The sequence below is a fragment of the Proteiniclasticum sp. C24MP genome (assembly GCF_043951855.1).
Taxonomy (GTDB): Bacteria; Bacillota; Clostridia; order Clostridiales; family Clostridiaceae; genus Proteiniclasticum.
The window spans coordinates 20001-29802 of the sequence record NZ_JBINJW010000032.1 but is presented as its reverse complement, the minus strand read 5'-3'; the positions used below and the strand labels follow the sequence as shown (position 1 = coordinate 29802).

Genomic DNA, 9802 nt, shown 5'->3' with positions numbered 1-9802 from the left:
TTCCGGGATGAACGCTATACCAAAGGGGGAGTGTTTTTCGTGGAAAGTGTTTTTCGCGTACTGAAGTTCAAAGCAGCGATTTATGATAGTATATGCAATACTAAAATATAATCAAAGATATAGTATAATAATTTAAGAATATTCATAGTGTAATAGATGTTATAATATTTTAGAGAGGATGATATGAGTAAAAGGATAAGAGGATCAATAGTCCTGATCGTTGTGATTTTTATAATTGGATTTTGGCTGATTCAGAGTTATAAGCCTGTCGTCAGACGCATCACCACCTCGGTGTTCAGAAGCGGTTCAGACCATGTAAGCCAAGGAGAGGATCGTGATCTGCTGTCCCTATACACCGATATCCATCATATGTCTCATAATGTTGTGATTGCAGAAGATAAGTGGGGATATAAGGATCTGACACTGGAGAATATTGATCAGCTGCTTATAAAAGTTGAAGAGTTCAATGGCCGCGACGAAATAAAAGAAGAGGTGTTCGATATACTGCAAAGATGGAAAAACGGGGACTTCTCTAGAGCCCACAATAATCACAGCTATGTTTGGATAAAATTGGGTGGAACGGTGGGGAAAGCTACTGGTGTAAATACCATGACGCTGCCGGATTGGGCAGTGGAAGAATAGAATGATGAAATGAACTGAAAAAAACCTTGATCACTTGCAGTAAGATCTGCAAAATGATCAAGGTTTCTTATCGGAAATTAGTCAGCTTCTTCAGCTTTGAATTCTATAAAGTAAACATCGTTTCTTGATGCGAGAAGATCTGTGATAACTTCTGCTTCAAAAAGCACACCAGCATCAGGTTCAATTTCAATATCCATTGGTAAAGCAACTTCTATTTCTTCCTGATCCTGATTCATTATGGAGATGATTGTTCCTTCTTCTACAACGGTTGCATCAGCAAAGTTATTCTTCAGAATGAATTCCATGTTGAATCCACCATCAATTTCAGTCATTTCGAATAAAGCCACCTGTACTGTATCATCAACGGTTCTCATGAAACGAACCACTTTTTCCAGATTGCTCTGTTCTTCGTCAGTCAATTCTCTGCTTTCAAGTAGAGATGTAACTGCGACCTCTGATTCTTCTGGTGTTTCAGAAGGGGTTTCCACTGGAGTTTCAGCAGGTGTTTCAACTGGAGTTTCCACTGGAGTTTCGGCGGGTGTTTCAGGAGTCTGTTCTTCTGTTGAACATCCTACTGCGAAAAGTACAGCCATTGCAGAAATGATTAAAACAGTTAGTTTTTTGTTCATTTTTATCTTTCTCCTTTGATATGTTACTAGTTGTCACGATACACGCACAACTGTACGTAAAGTGTAGATATTCTTAACACAACTTAATAAATTATTAAGAAATACAAATAATATGTGAAGTGAATTATCATATTCCTTTGAATTACCAAGCAATATTATGGATATCTCAATAACTATACTATCATCTTTTGCTGTAAAATCAAGCTTACTTGGGTGAATAGCATAACAGTTCTTGTACAAACGTCACAGATACATGCTATGCAGAGAAGTTTATTTTTCAATAGTCAGAAGCAATATCACGCTGCCTGCCAACGAGAAAACAAGACCGATCACAAGCATGAGTCTGACTGTCGCAACAGAGAGGATCCATCCACCGATGAGGCTTCCGCCAACACCACCAAGTGTTGTAGCTGCGGTTGTGAATGCCTGACCCTTGATCATATCTTTTTTGTCAATGACCTGGTTTACGTAGTAGATTGAACCTGGGATGAAAATCGCATAGGAAAGCATCTGAAAGGACTGCGCAAGGTATATCATGCCTATGGTGGATGAAACCAGTGTTATGAATGCTTTAGCAGTGAAAAACAGACCGGCTAGTTTCAATAATGACGCATTGTGATACTTATTGATGATTTTTGTGAAAGAGAGCATTACCGGTAATTCCAGTACAGCGGCTATAGCAAAGGCGCTTCCCATGGTTGCTTCGTTTCCACCGACATTCTGCACAATTTTGATCATATAGATATTGATGATGTTGAAGCTGATGAATATCAGGATAACACCAAGAAGATAAAGAGAGAAACGATGATATTTGAGTATGAATCCTGAAGCTGAAAGGGTGGAACTGTTTAGGGGGGAACTCTGGATGGGCTCCTTTCTGTCAGTTTGAAATGAATCTGCTGCTTCTGTTGGGTTTTTCAGCCTGAATGAGATTGTAAATACAAAGGTGAAGCTGAACAGCAGAATAAAGGCGTAGGGAAGGATATCTGTGCCGTACTGCTCTACAGCAGCACCAAGCACATAGGACATCGCGGCATAAGCCAGGGAGCCCATGCCTCTGGCAAATCCGAAATTCAGGGGTATTCCTTCGTTGATGTAATTCATCCCCAGAGAATTGATCAGGGGGTGTATAGTAAGCATCACAGTTAAGAGCATAAAATACAGGGATGCAGTAATAAACATGATGGCAGGGGATACTGCCATGATGAAGGAAAGGGACAGACAGATAAACAACATAAGGGAAGTGGTGTATCTCAGTGCGCTTTTTCTGCTTCTGTCGGCATATCCGGCTACAAGTGGCTGCAGAATAGCTGAGAAAATGTTAGTGAAAGCCAGGATCAGTCCAATCTGATGGCTTTCGAAATTCTTAGACAATAGATACACTGTAATGAAATTATATGTTGCACCAAAGACCATCCAGTAAGCGCCATGAATCAGTGCATATCTTGCTGTCAATTTCGTTGTTACTGATATATTATTCTTCATAGGAACCCTTCTCCCGGCATATTTCTATTCATTCTTTTCAACCTACATCATAACAAAAATACTGTCATCATAGAAGTATAGGTATGCAGCGAAACGATAAAAATTCCGGAGAAATGTGTGCTCCGGAATTTTTATCATTGTTCTATTTCAATGGCATGAATGAACAGTCTGCCGTCTTCAACGGCATAATTGCATGTCACTAGACTTAGCAGATCCAGCTCCTTGTTCAGAGCAGTTTCTGTATCCATTATGGATTCATTATTCAGCATATTCAGGAAATCGGTATATGTTGTGTCCTTGAACTGCGTATCAAGAAAAGGACCTTCCGAAGGAGAAATGTGAATGGAAAATATCTGGTAGTTTTTTTCTCCTTGAGGTGTTGAAATAGTGAACGTGTCATTTTCCGCCAGGAAATCCTGATCAAGGTATTTGTTCAGATCACCGAACATATAGCCACGCTCTGTATAGTGGCCATAGATGATCGTGTGCCGATCAAGCCCCATCCCGATATTTCTGTAGTCCATGAAGATGGAACCTAATACATCCGGTTCTTTTTTGAAGTTGATATCCAGATATTCATCGTTATCAGCACCTCTTACAATCGGATAGTCTACCTTTGTGTTATCGATTTTGATCCAACCGACATAATCGGGATTGATCTTCAGTAATGCGCTATCGGGGTTCTGGGTATATGTGAAGTTCCCGACAGGAAAGGAAGGGGGAAGCTCTTCTGGTACAACTTCGAGTTTCACATCAGGTTTGGCTGAACTGTCAGATTCAGTTGAACTGTTCAGCTGCGACAGCTCATTGTAATAGGATTCAGATTCTGTCATGGCTCTATTGCTGTTGATTTCGTATAGCCACAGTGAGAACTGCAGCAGTGCAGCGATGGCGAGCAGAGATACAATTATATTTCTTTTCGTAATAATCACCTCGTTTTTGGGATTAAATCACATTACGTGATTTAAATTTAAATTTGTCGCAATTGAATGACATCATATTTGATTAGTGCTATTATAACCTCATCGAAAGAGAAAAACAATCAAATAAAATTAATAGGAGTTGTCAAAAATGAAAAAAATGTCAAAAAGAATCAGCCTAATGGTAGCCGCTATGCTTTTAGTTTTCAGTATCCCTGTATTTGCTACAGAACCTACCGATGATATTGTTGATATCGCAGTTGGTAATCCTGATTTCAGTATTCTAGTCAGTGCTCTGCAGAAAGCGGAACTTGTTGAAACATTGCAGGGTGAAGGTCCTTTCACAGTCTTCGCACCAACCAATGATGCATTCGCAAAACTACTTGAAGCATTGGATGTCACCGCAGAAGAGCTTCTGGCACAACCGGACCTGGCAAAGGTTCTGACCTATCATGTAGTAGCTGGTAAAGTAATGTCTGGCGATCTTACAGATGGACTGGAAGCCGATACCGTAAATGGTGGAACAGTGAAATTCGATCTTTCTGGAGACCCTAAAGTGAATGATTCCAACATCACTGCTGTAGACATAGAAGCCACCAATGGTGTAATCCACGTCATCGATACAGTATTAGTACCAGAAAACTTCACACTTCAGGCAGTGGATCTGGAAGAAACAACTGCTCCTGATACTGGAATTCCTGCAGCATTCCCATTCCTACTGACAGCAATAGGAACTGCCGGTGCAGCAATGCTGGTATACAAGAAGAAGGAAGCATAACAGCAGTCAGATAAAATGAGAGAGACCTTGAACAGTGATTCATACTGTTTAAGGTCTCTTCTCTTATGTGCTTTTTTTCGTGTCGATGAGGGATGCCCAGGAAACCTTGTCGTTTCCGAATTTCTTTCGGATTTCATCGAGGGCTTCCTGTACCTGCTGATCTTTCGTGTGATTCTGATTCTGGCTTTTCAGATCGAAAAGTGAAATCTGTTCACCGGCCTCTGCATCATCAAAATTGGTCAAAGCGATTCCGATGAGCCGGATGGGCTTCTTCTCACTCCAGATGTCATCCAGAAGTTCAGCTCCGGCATGATAGAGTGCTTTGGAGAGATTCGTTCTAGCAATGCTGCGCTGTCTGGTAATGGTCTTGAAATCCGCATATTTCAGGGAGATTTGTACGGTCTGCCCTTTTTTTGATTTGCTTCTGGCTCGAATGGAAACTTCATCAGCGAGCTTCATGAGAATCAGTTTTGCATCCTGGATGTTTGAAATATCTTTGCTTAATGTCACTGATTTACCCACTGATTTAACGTCGTCTCTGGAATGATTGTTCAAAGGCGCATCATCAATTCCGTTCGCATGTTCATGCATTGAAATTCCTGCTTTACCAAAGATTCTGATGAGCTTGTTTTTATCGTAAAGCGCTACATCACGGATTGTGATGATATTCAGTTTATTCAGTGCTTCTGTTGTTTTGGCGCCGATACCATACATATACTGAACCGGTAACGGCCAGAGCTTTTCAGCTACTTCTTCTTTTCTCAGAGTAGTGATTCCCAAAGGCTTTTTCATTTCCGAAGCCATCTTGGCCAGAAATTTGTTGCTGGATATGCCGATGGAGCACCATAGCTGGAGCTCTTTCTTGAGGCCTTCCATAATCAGTTCAGCCGCTTCCATGGGGCGCCCGAAGAGATGCTCCGTTCCCGTCATATCTATCCACGCCTCATCAATGCTGTTCTGCTCAACTACCGGAGAAAACCTGGATAGGTAATTCATCACCGCATCTGACATCACCTCATAGTAATGATGATCTGGTGGAACCAGCAGAAGCTCAGGAGAGCGTTTCAGAGCTTCATTGACAGTCATGGTTGTTTTGATGCCAAGAACCCGTGCTTCATAATTCGCAGCCAGAATGATGCCGGACCTCCTGTTGGGATCACCGGCAACTGCAGCGGGTCTTCCTTTCAGTTCAGGGTTTCTTCTGGTTTCACAAGTAATAAAAAATGCATTCATATCAACAAGAAAAATGGTTCGCTCCATCTGCTGCACCTCCCAGTTAAGTTTTGTCCGTTTGCGATTCGGATCTTTTAACAATATTATACTATGAAAACCCGTTACGGAAAAAACTCCCCATTCATTTTCATGAATGGGGAGGAATAATTTTATACAGCTTCTTCTATCTCTTCAAAATCCCGGTTGTAGATATCCATATCAATTTCGCCAAGTCTTCTGGCAGTCACAAGACCTGCCACCATGGAACCGGATACGTTCAGTGCGGTTCTTGCCATGTCAATGAGAGGTTCAATGGCAATAAGAAGTCCGACAAGTCCTACTGGCAATCCCATGGAGGATAAAACCGTAAGGGCTGCGAATGTAGCACCTCCGCCTACTCCGGCAATACCGAAGGAGCTGATTGCTGTGATGATGATCAGCTTGATGAAGAAGGATGCATCCATTGGTACACCTGTACCAACCGCAATCATGACTGCAAGCATGCCTGGGTATATCCCTGCACAGCCGTTCTGTCCGATACTGGTGCCAAGGGAGGCTGAGAGATTGGCCACTCCATTTGAAACACCGAATTTTTCTGTCTGGGTTTCAACATTCAAAGGCAATGTGCCTGCGCTTGATCTTGATGAGAAGGCAAAGGAAAGTGGAACACTGGCTTTCTTCAGATATTTAACAGGGCTTAGCCTGTACATCATTAAAATCGCAAGATGGATGAGGAACATAATAATGATCGCAACATAGGATGCTGCAACAAATTCAAACAGTCTTGAGATCTCTGAAAAATTTGAAGTTGATACAAATCTTGACAGTAATGCGAATACGCCATAGGGTGTGAATCGGAGTACCAATGTGACCATTCTCATGACGACATCATGAAGCATATTAAGAAATCTGGTGAATGCTTCAGCGCTCTCTGGTTTCTTTCTTCTAAGACCTATGGTTGCAATGCCTAGAAATGCCGCAAAAAACACAACGGATAGGGTTGCCGAGGAACCCTGACCACTCATGGCATAAAACACATTACGTGGTATGATTTCAGTGATCTGTTCTGGAATGGACTTTGACTGGAACTGATTCAGCGTATCTTCCAGAGCTTCACCTCTGGCAGCTTCAGCCTCACCAGCTAGAATTTCACTGGAATCAAGTCCGAAGAGAGTGGAAATCCCTGCACCAAGACCAGCTGAAATGGCTGTTGTGAGCATCAGGACCACAATAATGGAGAGTGCACTCTTTCTCAGTGAACTGGCATCCTGATTGACGATCGAGGTGGAGATGGCGACAAATACCAGTGGTATGACAATCATATTAAGAAGTCTGACATAGCCCGACCCGATGATGTTGATCCATGTATTCGATGAAGCGATTACTTCCGATCCTGAACCGAGCAGCAGCTGAAGCGCACCGCCAAATAGTATTCCGGCTACCAATGCAGTCAGAACTCTTTTGGTGAAGGACATATGCTTCTTCTGCATGTAAAACAGTCCATAAATGATGGCAGCAGCTACAGCTAGAATGAGCAGTGTGTAAAGTGTGTTCATATTAATACCTCCAGATGTTTATTTGTATCAATTTAACCGAAAGATCCGTCATCATGTCGAGAATTCATCTGATTTTCGTGAATATATGTGAAAATAAAAATACTTCTGCCTCAAATACAGAGGCAGAAGTTCACTTCCACGGTTCCACTCTGTTAACCCTGCATTATATGCTGGGAAAACTCAATATCGGTACAATCATACCTCAATGCTGTAACGGGCATTCCCGCTGGAGTCTACTATTATTTCGATCCAGTACTCAGAGATGCACTTCTGCCATTATCCGTTTAAAATCCTTACAGCCTGGGGATTCATTCTCTTGAAACATTTAACAGCATACTCTTCTCATCATAGTAATCCGACTAATTTGGTCAAATATAAGTACAGAATCTAATATATAGTAAAAAACGGAAATTGTCAATAAGTTTTGGCGATGAAACTGTCTGGGGGAAGTTCAAGTTCAAAGATCGAGAAGATCAGGATGAAGAAAAGTGAGCTGCTGATATTGTACAGAGAGGGATCAGGTTTGTTCTCTTTCTTCATGCAGCGTTTCTGAACTTAAAAATACATATTAGTTTGAATTAAATGGTTCAGCTGATATCATATAGGTAGAGAGGGGTGTTAGAATGATTTTTTATTTTTCAGGAACAGGTAATTCTTTATATGTCGCAGAAAAAATCAGAAATAAAATCGGATCCAGGGTCATCGATATTTCGAAAGCCATGACAGAGAATCAGTTCAAATATGAACTGGATGCGAAAGAGAGTGTCGGCTTTGTGTTTCCTGCATATTATTACGGGTTACCTACCATCGTTGCTGATTTCATCAGTAAACTAGACCTGACAGATACCAATCCGGTCCATATCTTTGCTGTTGTCACATGCGGTGCCAATTGTGGAGGTGCAGACAGATTATTAAACACACTGCTGAAAGGGAAAAATCTGCACTTATCAGCATTTTATGAACTTCCGATGGTAGATAATTTCATTTTCGGATATGATCTGCTCAGCAGGCAGGAACAGGAGGATGCCCTGAAAAATGCAGAAGGAAAATTAATGGGCATCATAAAGTCCATTTCTGTCAAAGGGACATCGGATAAGCCATCTACTTTTCTGGAAAGAATGCTCACTGGTGCAATTTATCCGATCTATCAGAGAGGTCGTAAAACCAGAAAATTCTATGCGGATAATAGATGCAATTCCTGCAATCTCTGTGAAGAGATCTGTCCATCAAAAGCCATTAAAATGGTGAACGGAAGACCTGAATGGACCAAAGAGCAATGTATCCATTGCGTTGCTTGTATCAACCGCTGTCCTCAGGAAGCAATCCAGTATGGACAAAGTACAAAGAAAAGAAACAGGTATGTACATCCTATTTTAAAATAGGTGGTTCCAGGGACACGAGGTGTAAGTCAATTCCAAGGGGTGGAGGATTCCTCCAGACAGGGGATTCATTTGTGATCCCAGAGATTGCGGAAGCTGAAGTGTGCAAACATATATTTTAATTTGACAGGAGAAACGAATTAATGAAACTAATCAGACAATCAATCCTATTATTTGGCATTTCAGTAATAGGTGAATTTATGAACAAGGTGATCCATGTGCCATTACCAGGCAGCGTATTGGGGCTACTGCTATTACTTTCGCTGCTGTTATCGGGCATGGTTCGCGTGAAGCAGATTGAAGAACTTACGAATTTTCTTATGAATCACCTGGCAGTATTTTTTGTGCCTGCGGGGGTAGGACTTATTACAGTGGCAGGAGTTCTGAAATCCTCCTGGGCGATTCTTCTTGGGATATCGATATTGAGCTCGGTTATTGTGATGACCATTACAGCAGGAGTAGTTCAACTGATTCGGAGGAGAAAATTATGACACAATTGATTTCAAATCCGATATTCGGGGTTTTAATCACCCTCATAGCCTATGAAGCAGGTTTATATCTTCAGAGAAGAACAGGCCTCGCACTGCTGAATCCGCTGCTGATTTCAACTGTACTTATCATTCTATTTCTTATTATTACAGGGATTGATTATGAGAACTATAATGCGGGCGGGAAGATTGTTTCCTTCTTCATTACGCCAGCTACTGTAGCCCTGGCAGTGCCTTTATATCGGAATTTCAAACTGCTTACTGCAAATCTCTGGCCGATTTTCCTTGGAATTACCGGTGGAGTCATCATCAATTTCGTTACTGTGTATTTTCTGGTGAAATTTACGGGGCTGGAGGAACAGTTCTTTTATTCGCTGGTGCCTAAATCCGTGACAACGCCCATCGGACTGGAACTATCACAGCAGATCGGAGGGATACCTCAGATTACGATTGCAGCAATCATCATTTCAGGACTGACTGGCGTCATACTGGGACCGATCATTTTCAAGATATTCAAAATCGATGACAAGGTCGCTCGGGGTATCGCCTACGGCACCACATCTCATGCCCTAGGCACCACAAAAGCACTGGAAGAGGGGGAAATTGAAGGAAGCATGAGTGGTCTTTCCATTGGCATCGCGGGGCTTCTGACAGCAGTAATTGTTCCGCTTATGCTGAAACTTTTTTTGTAGAAAACATTAAAAAATGATAGG

General features: G+C 41.7%; 10 protein-coding genes. 5 read left to right on the top strand and 5 right to left on the bottom strand.

What is annotated here, in order from left to right; translation table 11 throughout:
• The first annotated feature begins 183 nt into the window (after positions 1-183).
• Positions 184-642, top strand: a complete 459-nt coding sequence (locus ACHAL6_RS14340; protein ID WP_395271356.1) for a DUF6241 domain-containing protein — start codon at positions 184-186, stop codon at positions 640-642.
• A gap of 77 nt (positions 643-719) precedes the next feature.
• Here the strand turns inward: ACHAL6_RS14340 and ACHAL6_RS14335 are convergent, their stop codons facing one another.
• The 3 genes from ACHAL6_RS14335 to srtB form a co-directional block, all read right to left on the bottom strand.
• Positions 720-1271 (bottom strand): hypothetical protein, encoded by a 552-nt coding sequence (locus ACHAL6_RS14335; RefSeq protein WP_395271355.1) that lies wholly within the window; start codon positions 1269-1271, stop codon positions 720-722.
• A gap of 270 nt (positions 1272-1541) precedes the next feature.
• Complete coding sequence (locus tag ACHAL6_RS14330; protein WP_395271354.1) at positions 1542-2756, bottom strand: MFS transporter; 1215 nt, start codon at positions 2754-2756, stop codon at positions 1542-1544.
• Positions 2757-2890: 134 nt separating this feature from the next.
• Positions 2891-3688, bottom strand: a complete 798-nt coding sequence (gene srtB / locus ACHAL6_RS14325) for a class B sortase (RefSeq protein ID WP_395271353.1) — start codon at positions 3686-3688, stop codon at positions 2891-2893.
• Between the two features lie 139 nt (positions 3689-3827).
• On the opposite strand from srtB, the gene ACHAL6_RS14320 reads away from it, so the two are divergent.
• On the top strand, positions 3828-4454 hold the full coding sequence (locus ACHAL6_RS14320; protein ID WP_395271352.1) for a fasciclin domain-containing protein: 627 nt from the start codon (positions 3828-3830) through the stop codon (positions 4452-4454).
• Between the two features lie 63 nt (positions 4455-4517).
• Here ACHAL6_RS14320 and dinB read toward each other — a convergent pair whose 3' ends face one another.
• Together dinB and ACHAL6_RS14310 are read right to left on the bottom strand one after the other, a co-directional pair.
• On the bottom strand, positions 4518-5714 hold the full coding sequence (dinB, locus tag ACHAL6_RS14315; RefSeq protein WP_395271351.1) for a DNA polymerase IV: 1197 nt from the start codon (positions 5712-5714) through the stop codon (positions 4518-4520).
• A 122-nt stretch (positions 5715-5836) separates the two neighbouring features.
• Complete coding sequence (locus tag ACHAL6_RS14310) at positions 5837-7222, bottom strand: L-cystine transporter (RefSeq protein WP_395271350.1); 1386 nt, start codon at positions 7220-7222, stop codon at positions 5837-5839.
• Positions 7223-7845: 623 nt separating this feature from the next.
• On the opposite strand from ACHAL6_RS14310, the gene ACHAL6_RS14305 reads away from it, so the two are divergent.
• The 3 genes from ACHAL6_RS14305 to ACHAL6_RS14295 all read left to right on the top strand — a co-directional run bounded on the left by ACHAL6_RS14305 (position 7846) and on the right by ACHAL6_RS14295 (position 9781).
• Positions 7846-8604 (top strand): EFR1 family ferrodoxin, encoded by a 759-nt coding sequence (locus ACHAL6_RS14305; protein ID WP_395271349.1) that lies wholly within the window; start codon positions 7846-7848, stop codon positions 8602-8604.
• A gap of 140 nt (positions 8605-8744) precedes the next feature.
• Positions 8745-9092, top strand: a complete 348-nt coding sequence (locus ACHAL6_RS14300) for a CidA/LrgA family protein (protein WP_395271348.1) — start codon at positions 8745-8747, stop codon at positions 9090-9092.
• Positions 9089-9781, top strand: coding sequence for an LrgB family protein (locus tag ACHAL6_RS14295; RefSeq protein WP_395271347.1), 693 nt, complete (start codon positions 9089-9091; stop codon positions 9779-9781). The genes ACHAL6_RS14300 and ACHAL6_RS14295 overlap by 4 nt, the downstream gene beginning before the upstream one ends.
• The last annotated feature ends 21 nt before the right edge of the window (positions 9782-9802 follow it).

What these genes read in the sequence shown, in the direction of transcription:
- dinB (WP_395271351.1), bottom strand. Translation starts at nt 5,714, where the DNA reads ATGGAGCGAACCATTTTTCTTGTTGATATGAATGCATTTTTTATTACT.
- ACHAL6_RS14320 (WP_395271352.1), top strand. Translation starts at nt 3,828, where the DNA reads ATGAAAAAAATGTCAAAAAGAATCAGCCTAATGGTAGCCGCTATGCTT.
- ACHAL6_RS14335 (WP_395271355.1), bottom strand. Translation starts at nt 1,271, where the DNA reads ATGAACAAAAAACTAACTGTTTTAATCATTTCTGCAATGGCTGTACTT.
- ACHAL6_RS14295 (WP_395271347.1), top strand. Translation starts at nt 9,089, where the DNA reads ATGACACAATTGATTTCAAATCCGATATTCGGGGTTTTAATCACCCTC.
- ACHAL6_RS14300 (WP_395271348.1), top strand. Translation starts at nt 8,745, where the DNA reads ATGAAACTAATCAGACAATCAATCCTATTATTTGGCATTTCAGTAATA.
- ACHAL6_RS14310 (WP_395271350.1), bottom strand. Translation starts at nt 7,222, where the DNA reads ATGAACACACTTTACACACTGCTCATTCTAGCTGTAGCTGCTGCCATC.
- ACHAL6_RS14305 (WP_395271349.1), top strand. Translation starts at nt 7,846, where the DNA reads ATGATTTTTTATTTTTCAGGAACAGGTAATTCTTTATATGTCGCAGAA.
- ACHAL6_RS14340 (WP_395271356.1), top strand. Translation starts at nt 184, where the DNA reads ATGAGTAAAAGGATAAGAGGATCAATAGTCCTGATCGTTGTGATTTTT.
- ACHAL6_RS14330 (WP_395271354.1), bottom strand. Translation starts at nt 2,756, where the DNA reads ATGAAGAATAATATATCAGTAACAACGAAATTGACAGCAAGATATGCA.